General features: G+C 68.3%; 11 protein-coding genes, 1 tRNA gene and 1 pseudogene. 3 read left to right on the top strand and 10 right to left on the bottom strand.

Annotated features, from left to right (window positions below):
* Positions 1-310 precede the first annotated feature (310 nt).
* Together OP497_RS14300 and OP497_RS14295 are read right to left on the bottom strand one after the other, a co-directional pair.
* Complete coding sequence (locus tag OP497_RS14300) at positions 311-1618, bottom strand: carboxylate--amine ligase (protein WP_280549566.1); 1308 nt, start codon at positions 1616-1618, stop codon at positions 311-313.
* An 85-nt stretch (positions 1619-1703) separates the two neighbouring features.
* Positions 1704-3704 carry a hypothetical protein gene (locus OP497_RS14295; RefSeq protein ID WP_280549564.1) on the bottom strand — a complete coding sequence of 667 codons (2001 nt, stop codon included), beginning with the start codon at positions 3702-3704 and terminating at the stop codon, positions 1704-1706.
* Positions 3705-4176: 472 nt separating this feature from the next.
* Between OP497_RS14295 and OP497_RS14290 the strand changes: the two genes are divergently transcribed.
* On the top strand, positions 4177-5481 hold the full coding sequence (locus OP497_RS14290; protein WP_280549562.1) for a hypothetical protein: 1305 nt from the start codon (positions 4177-4179) through the stop codon (positions 5479-5481).
* A 28-nt stretch (positions 5482-5509) separates the two neighbouring features.
* Entirely contained in the window at positions 5510-7534 is a 2025-nt protein-coding gene (locus OP497_RS14285; RefSeq protein ID WP_280549560.1) for a CocE/NonD family hydrolase, read from the top strand.
* Between the two features lie 12 nt (positions 7535-7546).
* Here the strand turns inward: OP497_RS14285 and bioA are convergent, their stop codons facing one another.
* The 7 genes from bioA to bioB form a co-directional block, all read right to left on the bottom strand.
* Positions 7547-8839, bottom strand: a complete 1293-nt coding sequence (bioA, locus tag OP497_RS14280; RefSeq protein WP_280549558.1) for an adenosylmethionine--8-amino-7-oxononanoate transaminase — start codon at positions 8837-8839, stop codon at positions 7547-7549.
* A gap of 105 nt (positions 8840-8944) precedes the next feature.
* Positions 8945-9029 (bottom strand) — tRNA-Leu (locus OP497_RS14275).
* 44 nt (positions 9030-9073) lie between these two features.
* Positions 9074-9787, bottom strand: coding sequence for a dethiobiotin synthase (gene bioD, locus OP497_RS14270; protein WP_280549556.1), 714 nt, complete (start codon positions 9785-9787; stop codon positions 9074-9076).
* Position 9788: 1 nt separating this feature from the next.
* Positions 9789-10601 carry a methyltransferase domain-containing protein gene (locus OP497_RS14265; protein WP_280549554.1) on the bottom strand — a complete coding sequence of 271 codons (813 nt, stop codon included), beginning with the start codon at positions 10599-10601 and terminating at the stop codon, positions 9789-9791.
* Complete coding sequence (locus OP497_RS14260) at positions 10598-11305, bottom strand: alpha/beta fold hydrolase (protein WP_280549551.1); 708 nt, start codon at positions 11303-11305, stop codon at positions 10598-10600. The genes OP497_RS14265 and OP497_RS14260 overlap by 4 nt, the downstream gene beginning before the upstream one ends.
* Positions 11302-12474: an 8-amino-7-oxononanoate synthase gene (bioF, locus tag OP497_RS14255; protein ID WP_280549549.1), complete on the bottom strand. Its 1173-nt coding sequence runs from the start codon at positions 12472-12474 to the stop codon at positions 11302-11304. The genes OP497_RS14260 and bioF overlap by 4 nt, the downstream gene beginning before the upstream one ends.
* A 2-nt stretch (positions 12475-12476) precedes the next feature.
* Positions 12477-13595, bottom strand: a complete 1119-nt coding sequence (gene bioB / locus OP497_RS14250) for a biotin synthase BioB (protein ID WP_280549546.1) — start codon at positions 13593-13595, stop codon at positions 12477-12479.
* A gap of 70 nt (positions 13596-13665) precedes the next feature.
* Between bioB and OP497_RS14245 the strand changes: the two genes are divergently transcribed.
* On the top strand, positions 13666-14382 hold the full coding sequence (locus OP497_RS14245) for a ComF family protein (RefSeq protein ID WP_280549544.1): 717 nt from the start codon (positions 13666-13668) through the stop codon (positions 14380-14382).
* Positions 14383-14820: 438 nt separating this feature from the next.
* Here OP497_RS14245 and OP497_RS14240 read toward each other — a convergent pair.
* Positions 14821-14926: pseudogene (locus tag OP497_RS14240) on the bottom strand (IS1595 family transposase); the annotation flags it as partial.

Below are 14926 nucleotides of genomic sequence, written 5' to 3'. Positions count from 1 at the left end.
GTTGGCCGACCTGGCAATATCCTTTCGATGAGAATAATTATCGATAGTAGGCGTGGCCGGCGGCGACTGTCAATGCGGGGCCGTGGGCCATGGGCCATGGGCCAGGCGTGCCGGAGTGGCGGGGCCCGTCGCTTCCGTCCAGACTTGCGCCATGTATGGGACCGGCACCTGGCGGCCTCGGTGAGCTGCTGGCCGGACGGGTCCGCGGACACGTCGTGGTCGCCATGGCGCACCAAGAAAAAGGGCAGGGCTCTGGCCCTGCCCCCTTGGTCAGCTTCCGTCTCTACGCGAGATGGTCTTCAAGGCGTCACTAGACGTAAAAGTCCAGATCCTCCTGGGCCTTGAGTAGATCCCGCATGATGATCGGATCGTCACCGAAGAAGAACACCAGGCCCCAGTGCGTGCCGAACGCCGAGCGGTCCGGTACCGTCTCTTCGGTGGGCGCCACCAGCTCGTGGGACTCGAAGTAGGGGTGTTCGATGGTTTCCTTGGGCATCTCCAGCTTGCTGACGACACGGCGCCGCGGGTAGACGCCGAAGCAGCCCGCATAGCCCTTCGCGTCGACCACTTCGCGGGGGAAGAATGCCTCGACCTCCTCCTTGGTGCTCTTGGGGTCGAAGACCAGCATCGAGGCCTGATAGGCACTGAAGCCGTAGGCCCGCTCGATGAGCTCGAAGGCCTTGAAGCCGGGTGGGCGATAGGCGACCTCGCCGAAGTACATTTCGCCGTCCGCCGCCACGAAGTATTCGGGGTGGATCAGGCCGAACTGGATGTCGAACGTCTTGATCAACTTCTTGATCTGCTTGGTGATGGCATCGCGCCAGCTCTCGAGCTCCCTGGTGGCGGGAACGAACACCGAATAGCCCAGGGTCACGTACTCGGAAATGTTGAGGAACTTGATCTCCCCATCATGGATCCAGGCCTCGACGGCAAACTCCCAGCCATCAAGGTGACTCTCCATCAGCAACGGATACTCTTCGGCCGGGATACTGTCGACCTCGTCGATCTTGCGGATCATGCGGTGCCCGAGACAACCGGCCTTGTCGAAGGCCTTGACGTGAATCGGGTCATCGGGGTCACCGTCGAGCTTGAGCAGCGTCTGGTTGACACGCTTCATGAAGCGGATGATGTCATCCTTCTCGTGGGCTTCCTCGAAGATCCCCACGCGAATCCCGCCAAGCTGGGCGCGCCGCTTCATCAGCGCCTTGTCGCGAAACAGGATGGATTGCCCGTACATGCGGGGGCTGTCCATGAGCACCGAATTGATCGCGCCCGACCATTCGACGGTTTCCTCGAACAGCGGGATGGCCACATCCACACCTTCCGCCTTGAGCCGCTCCGCAATCTCCATGGAGCGATCGTTCAGGCGGACGAAATCCCATTGAATGAACGGGATCTTATTGGCTTCGCAGAAATCGGCGGCCCAATCGGGTGCCACCACCACGTAGCGGCGGTCGAACTTTTGCGCGGCCTTGATGGCATTCACGCTCCAGCCCAGCAGCGCGATGTAGCCCTTGTTGGGGTCCTTGGGCGTTTCAGTTCCGCGGACCGAATCCAGTGTCGGGTCGGTCCAGCTTGAAACGTCCTGGGCAGCCGGGGTTTCTGATACAGTCGACATATGGTGCTCTCCTTCTGCGTTGAGCAGGAAATTGACGCTCGATTCCTAGCGGTCTTGTCGAACTTAACTGCTAAGCATCTGCGGACTATCGCCCCGACGCCCAGCTATCCTGGGCCAGACGCATGGCCCGATCTACTTCATCGGTTGGAACATCGGTCGGTTCGCCCTTTTCGAGCGGGTCGTAGTGAAAGACGTATAGCCGTGATGCGAACTGTGCAACTGGTAGCGAGGCCTCACCGTAGAGTTCGCCATTGCCTTGGGTCGAGGTGACGATTCCCTGTCCCCAGGCTTGTCCACTGTCGTTGTTGGGATTGAAGAAATACACCCGCATGACCTGGTTCGGATCGAGCGCAAGGCGCTGGATCGTGATCGCGTGCCAGCCGAGAAAGCGCGTGGCGCTATCGGTCACGGCAATGCCTGCCGGCTGCGGATTGATCACCGGAATGTTGCCGTTGTAGAAGGGGTGATACGCGGCATAGAAGTCACGGATAAACTCCTCGAAGTCCTTCAGGCCGCCGGTAAACACATCCACCGCGATGCGGAAGCCATGGCCCACCTGATCGCCATGGAACTCGGCATTGACCCACTTGTGGGGATCCTCGCCGCGCCCGGCGCTGCGGCGTCCCATCTCGAAATAGATGCGATCGAGGTGCGGCACGGTGAGCAGGGAGACGGCATCCACATCCACGGGAGGTTCGCTGGCCAGGCCCGCGCCGAGGTCGCGGGAGGAGATGCTGTGACCCTCGAAGCGCATCACGATCTCGTCGTCTCGCGCCGCCCAGGCGACGACCCGCAGCAGGTCGGCCGGTGTATTGAAGGCCCACATGGACAGGGCGCGTGTCGACTGGCAGGTGGGGTAGTTCCCCTGACCCACGCCCAGCGGGCGGCCGAGCACATTGAGAACGTCGGCGAGCAGAAAACATTCCGGCGAGCGGCGCTGCCCAAAGACCGCCACGATCTTCTCTGCCGCGGCATCGCACAACGTCATTCTCAGCTGCCGCCATAGCGACGGAGCCACCGGCGGCGAGTAGAGGATGCCTCGCTCGAGCATCATGGCAAGGCCATAGGCGGCCTGGCTGGTCTCGGCAAACAGGGCCTCATCGATCAGGGCGTGGATCAGCGCCGGGTAGCAGTGAAAGGCGTCGGCTCCCGTATGACTCAGGCCCAGTGCCGTGGGGATCAGCGCGTTCCAGCGGCTGCGCAGGTAACGGATGAACCCCGGCATGTAGGGCGAGACCAGGCCGGTGCCGTGCATCGCCTGGGCGAAGGCAATGGCCTCCTGCAGCAGGGCCTCGTCGTCCATGCTCGCCAGCCGCTCGGCATACGCCTCGAGGCCGGGGTCTTCGCGGCAGCCCTCGGTGGGGCTGAACACGGCGTTGATCAGTTGCAGGGCGTCGTCCCCGACCTCGCCGGCCATGGCCTCCGGCCGATCATTCAGTCTGGGCAGGCAGGTGGCGATCTGGGTCACCATCTGTTTCACGCCCTCCACCTGGACCGGGCGTTGCGCCAGGATACGCCAGACCTCGGCCACCAGATGCTCCAGGAGATTCTCGTACCCCAGGTGGCGCAACAGGTAGCGGTAAAGGGTCTGGACGGCGTACCCGAGCCGGTCCGGCCGTAGCCTGTCACCCTCGTGCAGGTCGCCGACCACGAGGTCGAGGTTCATGGCCATCACCTGGGCGAGAAAGTGATGTGCATGCTCCGCCGAGAGGGACGGGTGGGAATAGTCGCCCTTGGCGACGGCCAGCAGGCGAATCTGGCTCAGGCTCTCGACCAGGGTGGCGACCGGGTCGCCATGACGCACGGTACGCACGGCGAGCGACGGCACCAGTGTCTGGGGATAGTCCCAGTCGCTGCCGCCGAAGAACCCGGCGGCCTCGATTGCCGGCACGCGCGCATAGAGGGCTTCCAGTCCACTGTCATCGGACATCAGGGGGCGTGCCGCCTCGATGACCTCGAAGACGGGAGACACCTCGGCAATGGCGTTGGCGGCGGCGAGCCGTTCGATGGCGGCGTCAAGCGGCTTCACTCGCTCGCTCGCCCCGTTGTCGTCGTTATGGGCGGATTCGTCAGTCTCTTCGCTCATTGATCTACGGTCCGTCCTATCCCGTGTGATGTCAATCACATTCGGACAGGCCATGCGCCGGACAGCCTGCCGCGGAACGTCGTCGCCCCGCTCAGTCGCAGAGGGTGTGGTGGACCTGGTCTCGGGTCCGCTCTAGGCCGGAGGGCAGGGGAGCCGCGGGGTCGCGCGATGTCCGCCTCGGTCCGCTCGCGATTCGTGTAGCGGGTGAGCTTATGGTAGCCCTTGGCCAGCCGGCGCTTCATCTTCGTATCCCTTGCCCTGTTTCGGGGAAGTCTACCGGCTTCGCCATCCTCGGCACCATTGCCGTACGCCGACAGGGCTCGTCGTGTTGGGTGCGCAAGTTCGTCGGGACCACATTGACCAATATCAAGGCAGGCTGACAGATTGCTGCCATGCTGGAAGGACGTCGGCGATTTCCTGGAGGGTGCCGGGAGGATCTCGCCGTCTTGATGTGCCTGTCGGAGGAGGCAACATGAGCTGGAACGTCTTCATCATCGGCCACGATGCGCTGAGCAAGCGGATGCTGCCGAACCTGCGCCACGTCGAGGACTATGCCTTCCACGAGCTGCTGTCGCTCGACGAGGTGGTGCATGCCGAGGAGTATCCCTTCGCGCGACTGGTGGATGATGCCCTCGCCCAGCTCGAGCGCTTCCCCGGCCCGGTGGATGCCATCGTCGGTTACTGGGATTTTCCCACCAGCGGGCTGCTGCCGGTCCTGCGCCGGGAACGGGGATTGCCCGGCCCGTCGCTTGCGGCCTTCCTCAAGTGTGAGCACAAGTACTGGAGCCGCCTGGAGCAGTCCCGAGCCGTGCCGGAGTGCGTGCCGGCCTTCCAGGCGCTCGACCCCTTCGACGAGGGCGCCGTGGAGGCGGTCGAGATCGACTACCCGTTCTGGATCAAGCCGGTGAAGGCTCACTCCTCACATCTCGGCTTCCGCATCGAGGACGCCGACCAGCTGCGCGAGGTGTTGCCGGTGATCCGGCAGGGGATCGGGCGCTTCGGCCGGCCCTTCGACGAGATTACCGCCCTGGCCGAGCTGCCCGCGGAGGTGGCGTCGGTCACCGGGCATCACTGCATCGCCGAGGCGATTATCTCCTCCGGCCGCCAGTGCACCCTGGAGGGCTACGTCCAGAACGGCGAGGTCCACCTGGTGGGTTTCGTCGACAGCCTGCGCGACGCCACGCACCCCTCCGTGCTGCTGCGCTATGAGTACCCCTCCTCGCTGCCCGATGCGGTGCAGGAGAGGATGCTGGCGATCACCCGGCGCTTCCTGATCCAGATCGGCTACGACGACGCGCCCTTCAATATCGAGTACTACCTGGACGAGCAGACCGACCGCATCTGGCTGCTGGAGATCAACGCCCGGATCTCGCGTTCCCATGCGGCGATCTTCCAGCTGGTCGACGGGGCGCCGCACTTCCAGGTGATGGTGGATGTGGCGCTGGGCATCCCGCCGCGCATGCCGCACCGCGAGGGCCGCTATCCCGTCGCCGCCAAGCAGATGCTGCGGGTCTTCGAGGATGGCTGGGTGCGCCGGGTGCCGTCGGACGAGGAGATTCGTCAGGTCGAGGAAACATTCCCGGGCACCCTGGTGCATCTCAATGTCCACGAGGGCATGCGGCTCTCGGATCTCAAGCATCAGGACTCCTTCTCCTGGGAGCTCGGCGTGCTGTTCATCGGTGGGGAAAGTCGCGAGGCGCTGACGCAGCGGATCGAGCAGTGCCGGCGGATGCTGTCCTTCGAGATCGAGCCGCTCGCCTCGCAGTCGCCTGGTTGAGCCATCACCATCCCTGAAGGAGGCCGTCATGCGTGTCGTGACCGACTTTCCCCACCCGGTCGAGTGCCATGATCCCGTCTGGATTGCCATGGACGACGGGGTCGAGCTGTGCGCTCGCCTATGGCTGCCCCAGGGCGCCGAGCAGGCCCCGGTACCGGCGATCCTCGAGTACATCCCCTACCGGCTGCGCGACGGCTCCGCGCGGCGGGATGCCATGCACCACCACTACTTTGCCGGGCATGGCTATGCCTCGCTGCGGGTCGATATCCGTGGCAGCGGTGATTCCGGCGGCGTGCTGACCGACGAGTACCTGGAGCAGGAGCTGGTGGACGGCGAGGCGATCCTGCGCTGGATCGCCGCCCAGCCCTGGTGCGACGGCAAGGTCGGCATGATCGGCATCTCCTGGGGCGGCTTCAACGGCCTGCAGCTCGCCTTCCGTCGCCCGCCCGAGCTGCGCGCGGTGGTCAGCGTCTGCTCCACGGACGACCGCTACGCGGACGACGTGCACTACATGGGCGGCTGCCTGCTGGGTGACAATCTCTCCTGGGCCTCCACCATGTTCGCCTACAACTCATTGCCGCCGGACCCGACTATCGTCGGCGATGCCTGGCGCGAGATGTGGCACCAGCGGCTCGAGGGTAGCGGCCTGTGGCTCTCGACCTGGCTTGCGCATCCGCACCGGGACGCCTATTGGCAGCACGGCTCCATCTGCGAGGACTTCTCCCGGGTCGAAGTACCGGTGCTGGCCGCCAGCGGCTGGGCGGACGGCTACTCCAACGCGGTCAAGCGGCTGGTGGCGAACCTGCCCGAACGCTGCAAGGGGCTGATCGGCCCCTGGAGCCACAAGTACCCCCACCTGGGTGAACCGGGCCCGGCCATCGGCTTCCTGCAGGAGTGCCTGCGCTGGTGGGACCAGTGGCTGAAGGGCGTGGACCGGGGCGTGGAGCAGGATCCCGCGATCCGCGTGTGGATGCAGGACAGCATGCCGCCGACCACTCGCTACGGCTGCCGGCCGGGCCGCTGGGTGGCGGAGCCCAGCTGGCCATCGCCCAATATCAGCCACTGGCGACTGCCGCTGGCGCCGGGGCGTCTGGCCCTGGGCGGGGCGCGCAGCGAGGAGGAGAGCGCACTCACCGTGCAATCACCGCTGACCTGCGGCCTGTTCGCCGGCAAGTGGTGTTCCTATGCCGCCGGCCCCGATCTGGCCCATGACCAGCGCGAGGAGGATGGCGGCTCGCTGACCTTCGACACGCCGCCGCTGGAGGAGACCGTGGAGATGATGGGGGCGCCGGAGCTGGAGCTGGAACTGGCCGCCGACCGCCCCGTGGCCATGGTGGCAGTGCGCCTCTCCGACGTGGCGCCGGATGACAAGGCCACCCGGGTGACCTATGGCCTGCTCAACCTGACCCACCGCAATAGCCATGAGTCGCCATCCGCGCTGGAGCCAGGCCGCCGCTACCGGGTGCGCGTGCAGCTCAACGACGTGGCCCAGGTGTTTCCCCGCGGCCACCGGCTGAGGCTCTCGCTCTCCACCTCCTACTGGCCGCTGGCCTGGGCGCCTCCCGAGCACGTGCGCCTGACGGTCTTCGACAGGGAGAGCGCGCTGCACCTGCCGGTGCGGCCGCCGCGCGATGAGGATGACCGCCTGGCCCCGTTCGCCGAGGCCGAGGCCGCCCCGTCCATCCCCACTACGCACCTCGAGCCCGGGCACCACAATTGGTATGTCCATCGCGATCTCGCCGAGGATCTCTCGACGCTGGAGGTGATCAACGACAACGGGCGGATCCGCCTGGAGGACTCTGGCATCGAGGTGGTGACCCGTGCGGTGGAGACCTATCGCTCCCGGGACGACGACTTCGACTCCCTGGAGGGCACGACCCTCTGGGAGCGCGCCTTGAAGCGGGATGACTGGGAGGTGCGCACGGTGACCCGCACCGTGCTGACCTCGACGTCAGGGGAGTTCCGGCTGCATGCCACCCTGGATGCCTACGAGGGTGAGCAGCGTGTCTACAGCCGCAACTGGGATCTCGCCATCCCGCGCCGGCTGGTGTAGCCGCGGCCGCGATCAGCGTGCCAGGAACCAGCCCTTCATGACGTCGGTGATGCGCCGCAGGTCGGCCTCTGCCGTGACGTAGGCCGGCATGGTGTAGAGCCAGCGGCCGATGGGGCGCAGCCAGATGCCCTGCTCGCGGGCCCAGTCACCCACACCGGCAAGATCCGCCGCCTCATGGGCCTCGATCACCGCAGTGGCCCCCAGCACCCGCACGTCCGCCACCGCCGGGTGGGCGGCTAGCGCCTGGTCGTCGAGCAGAGCCTGGCGCAGCACCCGATTCAGCGCGGCGATCTTGCCCAGGTAATCCTCCTCCTCGAACACCGCCAGGCTCTCCAGGGCCACCCGGCAGGCCAGCGGGTTGCCCATGAAGGTGGGGCCGTGCATGAAGGCGTGCTCGGGGGAGTCCCCCATGAAGGCGCCATGCACCCGATCCGTGGCGAGCGTCGCCGCGTGGCCGAGATACCCCCCGGTGAGCCCCTTGGAGAGCACCATGATATCGGGCGTGACATCGGCATGGTCGGCGGCGAACATCCGTCCGGTGCGGCCGAAGCCGGTGGCCACCTCGTCGAACACCAGCAGCACGTCGAACTCGTCGCAAAGCCGTCGCGCTCCCTGTAGATAGTGGGGCGAGGTCATGTTGAGCCCGCCGGCGGCCTGCAGCAGCGGCTCCATCAGCAGCGCGGCGACCTCGTGGTGATGGGCCTCGAGCACCGCGCGCAGCGCGTCGAGGTCCGCCGCCACCGCCTCGGGCGGAGCATCGAAGGGCGCGGTGGGTGCCGGGGCGAAGGGGTGGCGGGGCAGGTAGCCGGCAAACAGCGAGTGCATGCCCTCCTCGGGGTCGCAGACCGCCATGCAGCCGGCGGTGTCGCCATGGTAGGCCTTCATCAGCGAGAGCAGCCGATGCTTGCCCGGCCTGCCGCGCAGCTGGTGGTACTGCACGGCCATCTTCATGGCCACCTCCATGCCCACCGAGCCGCTGTCGGAGTAGAAGACGTGGTTCAGCCCCTCGGGGGTGACGCGCACCAGTTCCCGGGCCAGGCGGTCGGCGGGCTCGTGGGTCAGGCCGCCGAGCATCACATGACAGAGTTCGCCGGCCTGCTCGCAGATCGCCGCCACCAGCCGCGGGTGGGCGTAGCCGTGGATCATGCACCACCAGGAGCAGGTGGCGTCGAGCAGGGTCTCGCCGCCGGCCAGGGTGAAGCGCGGTCCCTCGCCGCCGACCACACTGGGCGCCGGGCGCTGGGTCTTGAGATGGGCATAGGGATGCCAGACGGGAGAGGGAGAAAGAGAGGGGGGAGAGGGCATCAGAGGGCTCCATGGCAGCGGTGAGGGTTCATGCCAGGCACGCGAAGGCGCCGCGCATCTCGGGGAGATGACGGACAGGAGCGCGTCGAGAAGGGGGATAGATGATGGTGCGGATGGGGAGACTTGAACTCCCACGCCCGAAGGCACCAGGACCTAAACCTGGCGTGTCTACCAATTCCACCACATCCGCACGGGCAGGCAGGCGACAATATTCTACGGACGCCCCCGCGCAAGTCAATCGCCATCGGGCAGCTCCAGATGGTCCGCGGCGGCCTCGGCCATGGCCGCGGGAGACTCCGCCGCCAGCCGCGGCACCACGCCCAGGCAGGGGGCGGGTAGCGTGGCCGCAAGGGTCGCCAGGTTGTCGCGGTAGAGCGCCTCATCGCCGGCCGCATCGAAGGAGAGCCCGGGCTCCACCAGACTGCCGACCCAGCCCGCCAGGTGCAGGCCGTCTGCCCGGACCGCCTCGGCCGTCAGTCGTGCGTGACTGATGCAGCCCAGGCGCAGCCCCACCACCAGCAGTACCGGCAGCTCGAGCCTGACGGCCAGGCCCGAGAGGTCCTCGCGCTCGTTCAGCGGCACCCGCCAGCCGCCGGCGCCCTCGACCAGGGTCAGGTCGCGCTGCTCGGCAAGCAACGGGCGGGCATGGTCGACCAGGTCATCGAGGGCCAGCGTCACGCCGGCTCGGCGGGCGGCCAGGTGCGGGGCGATGGCCGGGGCGAAGGCGAAGGGGTTGAGGGTCGCGTAGGGGAGGGCCGGCCATGTCTGGGCCTGCAGGGCCAGGGCATCGGCGTTGCGCAGGCCCTCGGGTGTCGCCTCGCAGCCCGAGGCCACCGGCTTGAGGCCCAGGGTGGTCAGGCCGCGACGGCGCGCCAGGGCGAGCAGGCCGCTGGTGACCAGGGTCTTGCCGGCGTCGGTGTCGGTGCCGGTGACGAAGTAGGCGCTCATCTCAGGCGTAAAGCTCCAGGGTCAGCAGGCGATAGGTGACGGGCAGCCCCTCGGGCTCGCGCTGTGTCTCGTAGCGGCGCGCCGCCCGTGCCAGGTCGGCGCGGGTGAGCCGGCCGCCGGGCCGCGATGTCTGGGCACCGATGCCCTTGATGGAGGCCATCACCGCGGCGAGGTCGGGATAGTGGAAGCGCAGCGCACGTTCCCGGCAGTCGAGGCGACGGAAGCCCGCCGCTCGGGCGGCGCGCCGGTGGCAGGCGGCGTCGCGGAAGGCGAGCAGGCCGGCGGGCGGGTCGGGGCGCGACCAGGCCTGGCCGACCTCGGCCAGGGTCCCGGGGCCCAGGGTGTTGACCAGCGCCCGGCCCCCCGGGCGCAGGACGCGGCGAAGCTCGGCCATCACGGCGTCGAGGTCCGGACACCACTGGATCGCCAGGTTGGAGACCACCAGGTCCTGGCTGGCCTCCCCCAGCGGCAGGGCGGCGGCATCGCCGCACAGCCAGCGGGCTGCGTCCCCGTGGGTATGCCGTGCCACCTCGAGCATGCCCGGGGCAAGGTCCAGGCCGATGACCGTGCAGCCGGCACCGAAGCGCCCGGCCAGGCTCGCGGTCATCTCGCCCGGCCCGCAGCCCAGGTCGAGCACCCTCCCGGCTCGCGCGGGCAGGCGGGAAAGCAGTGGCTCGGCCATGATCCGCTGGGCGACGGCTCGCTCGGCATAGTGGGGGGCGGCACGGGAGAAGGCGCGGGCCACACGGGCCTGCCAGTCATCCCCCCGGGGTGCGTTCCGGCCGGCGGGGATGGCGAGCGGCAGGGCGCTCATGGCGCGATCCCTCCGGCGATGCCGGCGAGGCAGGCGGCCAGCGATGCCGGCTGGCTGAGCATCGGGCAGTGGCCGGCCTCAATCAGGCGATGGTCGGCGCTCTCGCGCAGCGCCGGCGCGAGCAGCGGGTCGCGATCCCCCGCGACGCGCCATACCGGGCAGGGCGAGCGGGCCAGGCGGCCAGCGTTATCGAGCCCGGCGAGCTGGTCGAGCCCCGCGGCCAGGGTGGCGCGGTCGGCACCACCCTCGTCGCCGAGCAAGCCCCGCAGTTGCCGGTGGGCAGCGCGCGGGTCGGGCTCGCCGGCCAGTTGCCAGCGCAGGAAATGCCGGTGGGTCGCCTCCGGGGCACGTTCGAAGGCTCGTCGGAAGTCGGCCAGCTCTGTCGGGGGGATGCCCGCTTCATGACAGAAGCGCTCGTCCATGCCGAGCAATACCAGGGCGCGGGGCGCGGGCAGGTGATCGTGCAGGGCGGTGGCGAGCAGACCGCCCAGTGACCAGCCCACCCAGACGGCGTCCGCCGGCAGGTCGTCGTCCATGGCCTCGGCCAGCTCGGCCAGGCTGCCGGGGTCCGCCAGCGGTGGGCGGGCCCCGTAGCCGGGCCAGTCGGGGGCGCTGATCGCCAGCCCTTCGGGCCAGTGCTCGGCCAGCGGCTGCCAGAGGCGCGCGTCGCAGCCCCAGCCGGAGAGCAGTACCAGGGGCGTCATGGGTTCGCCTCCCCGCCCGCCAGGGCCTCCCGGGCCCGGCAGTCGGCCAGCGCCTCGAGCAGGGCGTCAAGGTCATCGTCGCCATGAGCGGCACTCAGGGTGATGCGCAGTCGCGCCTGGCCGCGGGGCACCGTGGGCTCGCGGATCGCGCCGACCAGGATCCCGCGCTCGGCCAGTCGCGCCGCCCACTCCATCACCCGCTGGCTGTCGCCCAGCACCAGCGGCTGGATCGGCGTGGCGGAGGCGGCCAGCGGCAGTCCCAGGAGGGCGGCCTCGCGGCGGAAGCGCGCGATCAGGGTGGCCAGGCGGGTGCGCCGTTCGGGTTCGGCCTCGAGCAGTTCCAGGGCTTTCAGGGTGGCCGCGGCCACCCCCGGCGGCTGGGCGGTGGTGTAGACATAGGGGCGGGCGAACTGGATCAGGTGCTCGATCAGCGTCTCGCTTCCCGCCACGAAGGCGCCGGCGGAGCCCAGCGCCTTGCCGAGCGTGCCGACCAGCACTGGCACCTCGTCGATGCCATGGGCGCGACCCACGCAGCCGTCGCCGGTCTCGCCCAGCACGCCCAGGCCGTGGGCATCGTCTACCATCAGCCAGGCCCCATGGCGGGCGCTGGTCGCGGCCAGCCCGGCGATATCGGCCACGTCGCCATCCATGCTGAACACCCCGTCGCTGACCACCAGCCGGCGCCCATCGGCCGGCGCCCGGGCGAGCAGCCGCTCGAGGTCCCCGAGGTCGCCATGGTGGAAGCGCCGCGAGCGGGCACCGGCGAGCCTGGCGCCGTCGAGCAGCGAGGCGTGGTTCAGGCGGTCCTGGAACACCCGGGTGTCGGGGTCGCAGAGCGCCTGCAGGGTGCCGAGGTTGGCCATGTAGCCGGTGGAGAAGAGCAGCGCGCGGGGCCGGCCGGTGAGGGTGGCCAGCCGGCACTCCAATGCTTCGTGCACCTCGAGGTGGCCGCTGACCAGGTGCGAGGCTCGGGCACCCGCGCCGTGGCGCCTCGCACCCTCGGCCTGGGCCTCGGCGAGGCGCGGGTCGCCGGCCAGGCCCAGGTAGTCGTTGCCGGCGAAGTCGCGGTGCCCGTCGCCCGCGAACCAGGTGCGGCGACGCCGCCAGCGCCCGGTGTGGCGCTGGCTCGCGGCCCGCTCGGCGAGATACGTGCTCCAGGTGTCCTGCATGGTCAGGCCCGGGCAGCGTCGTAGGCGAGCCGGCTGGCCTCGGTGTCCAGCGCCGTCGCCGACTGGCGAACCAGCGCGGTCTCCAGAGTGGCCTGCTGGTGGGCGTCATCGACACAAGATTCCCGTTGCTCGGGATGCAGCCCCAGCTTGGCGAACAGCGCGCGATCCTGATCCACCTGGGGGTTGCCCGTGGTCAGCAGCTGGTCGCCGTAGAAGATCGAGTTGGCCCCGGCCAGGAAGGCCAGCGCCTGGGTGGATTCGCCCATCTGCTCACGACCGGCGGAGAGGCGCACATGGCTCGCCGGCATCAGGATGCGGGCCACGGCGATGGCGCGGATGAACTCGATGGGGTCGAGGTCTTCCACGTTCTCGAGCGGCGTGCCCGGCACCTTGACCAGCATGTTGATCGGCACCGACTCCGGGTGCGGTTCCAGGCGAGCCAGCTGCTGGAGCAGGGCGGCGCGGTCGCGGGGCGCCTCGCCCATGCCGAGGATGCCCCCGGCGCAGACCTTCATGCCGGCCTGGCGCACATGGCCCAGGGTCTCCAGGCGGTCGGCGTAGGTGCGGGTGGTGATGATCTCGCCGTAGTACTCGGGCGAGGTGTCGAGGTTGTGGTTGTAGTAGTCGAGCCCCGCCTCGGCCAGGCGGCCGGCCTGGTCGGTGTCGACCATCCCTAAGGTCATGCAGGTCTCCAGTCCCAGCGCCTTGACCCGGCGAACCATCTCCAGCACCACGTCGAGGTCCTTCTCACGGGGGCTCTTCCAGGCCGCGCCCATGCAGAAGCGGCTGGCGCCGGCCTCGCGGGCGGCACGGGCCTGCTCGACCACCTTCTCGACCTCCAGCAGTTTCTCCTTGCCCAGGCCGGTGTTGTAGTGCCCCGACTGCGGGCAGTACTTGCAGTCCTCGGGGCAGGCGCCGGTCTTGATGGAGAGCAGGGTGGAGACCTGCACGGCATTTGGGTCGAAGTGGTCGCGGTGGACCTGCCGGGCGTGAAACAGCAGGTCGTTGAAGGGCAGGGCGAAGAGCGCCTCGATCTCCTCGACCGTCCAGTCGTGGCGGATCTCGCCCCGCGGGGCTAGGGTCAGGGAAGCGGCGCGGGATTCGTGGGACGCAGAGATCATGGTGGGCTCGCTTATGGTCAACTTGATGTTCATGTCCAGGTTGACGGATAGCCTAACGCCTGCGGTTGCCGTGTCAACCTCCTGGCGAGCCAGGGTTGACGGCTGGCTGGCGCGGGCCCTGCCCGGTCGCTGCGTCTTCTGCCTGACGCCCCTGCCGGGGGATCATCCCTGGTGCGAGGCCTGCTTCTCGGAACTGCCCTGGAACCTGCCGGCCTGTCCCGGCTGTGCCGAGCCCCAGCCGGGCGCCGCGAGGGGACGTCGCTGTGGCCACTGCCTGCGTCGCCCCCCGCGGTTCGACCGCGCCTGGGTGCCGCTGCGCTACGATGCCGAGGTGGCCGGCCTGGTGCAGCGCTTCAAGTTCGATGCCTCGCCACGCGCCGGCCGGGTACTGCTGGAGCTGATGGTGGCCGGGCTGCCAGCGGAAGTTCGAGGCTGGCCCGAGGCGCTGGTGCCGGTTCCCCTGCATCCGCGGCGGGCCCGTGAACGGGGCTTCGACCAGGCGCGCTGGCTGGCCTCACGTCTCGGGCGACAGCTGGGCTGCCCCCTGGCGCTGGCGCAGCGCTCCCGCGACACCCGGACCCAGCGCGGCCTGGACCGTGGCGAGCGGCGCCGCAACCTGCGCGGCGCCTTTCGCCTCCCGGCCGGCCTGCCACGGCGGGTGGCGCTGGTGGATGACGTGATGACCACCGGCGCGACCCTCGACGCCCTGGCCGTGGCCTGTCGCCAGGCCGGTGCCGAGGAGGTGCAGGCCTGGGCGGTGGCCCGGACGCCGGCAGGGAGACATTGACGACCGGCACGGTCGCCGCCTGACACCAGGGCAATCGCAGTTACCCGAAGCGAGAGGCGCCGGAGACAGGTCGAAGGGGAGCGCGGCCTGGACCGTGGCGAGCGGCGCCGCAACCTGCGCGGCGCCTTTTGCCTCCCGGCAGGCCTGCCGCGGCGGGTGGCGCCGGTGGATGACGTGATGTCCGCTACCTAGGATGCAACTCCATGCCTTCACCCCTTAGCTTTGATGAAATCACAAAAAAATCAGAAACTTAGCTTTTTTGGAAGTTGAAAGTCTCATTGCAGTCATTCCTAAATAACCCTAATATGAGGATATGGCTAACCAATAAGTATCAAAAGGAATAAGGCATGGTTATCGAGAGTGTTGCAGCAGGTTTCATCGCAAATCTTGTTTACGAATGCACGAAAAAGGGGGTATCTCTTACAAAGAATTTCCTGATTACGCATAAGGCTCAGCCATCTTCAGGAACCGGTATGGCATCGGCGGTGTTCGGGCGGCTACCGTGAGAAACCGCGGGATCATGGCCTTGAGGTCATAGCGCCGA

Origin of the sequence: Halomonas sp. 11-S5 (assembly GCF_029889825.1) — a bacterium.
Classification (GTDB): domain Bacteria; phylum Pseudomonadota; class Gammaproteobacteria; order Pseudomonadales; family Halomonadaceae; genus Halomonas.
Note: the sequence above shows the minus strand (reverse complement) of the source record. Positions and strands in the feature narration are given on the sequence as shown.

Excerpts from the sequence above, each read along its gene's own strand:
- OP497_RS14300 (WP_280549566.1), bottom strand. The coding sequence starts at position 1,618 with ATGTCGACTGTATCAGAAACCCCGGCTGCCCAGGACGTTTCAAGCTGG.
- OP497_RS14295 (WP_280549564.1), bottom strand. The coding sequence starts at position 3,704 with ATGAGCGAAGAGACTGACGAATCCGCCCATAACGACGACAACGGGGCG.
- OP497_RS14290 (WP_280549562.1), top strand. The coding sequence starts at position 4,177 with ATGAGCTGGAACGTCTTCATCATCGGCCACGATGCGCTGAGCAAGCGG.
- OP497_RS14285 (WP_280549560.1), top strand. The coding sequence starts at position 5,510 with ATGCGTGTCGTGACCGACTTTCCCCACCCGGTCGAGTGCCATGATCCC.
- bioA (WP_280549558.1), bottom strand. The coding sequence starts at position 8,839 with ATGCCCTCTCCCCCCTCTCTTTCTCCCTCTCCCGTCTGGCATCCCTAT.
- bioD (WP_280549556.1), bottom strand. The coding sequence starts at position 9,787 with ATGAGCGCCTACTTCGTCACCGGCACCGACACCGACGCCGGCAAGACC.
- OP497_RS14265 (WP_280549554.1), bottom strand. The coding sequence starts at position 10,601 with ATGAGCGCCCTGCCGCTCGCCATCCCCGCCGGCCGGAACGCACCCCGG.
- OP497_RS14260 (WP_280549551.1), bottom strand. The coding sequence starts at position 11,305 with ATGACGCCCCTGGTACTGCTCTCCGGCTGGGGCTGCGACGCGCGCCTC.
- bioF (WP_280549549.1), bottom strand. The coding sequence starts at position 12,474 with ATGCAGGACACCTGGAGCACGTATCTCGCCGAGCGGGCCGCGAGCCAG.
- bioB (WP_280549546.1), bottom strand. The coding sequence starts at position 13,595 with ATGATCTCTGCGTCCCACGAATCCCGCGCCGCTTCCCTGACCCTAGCC.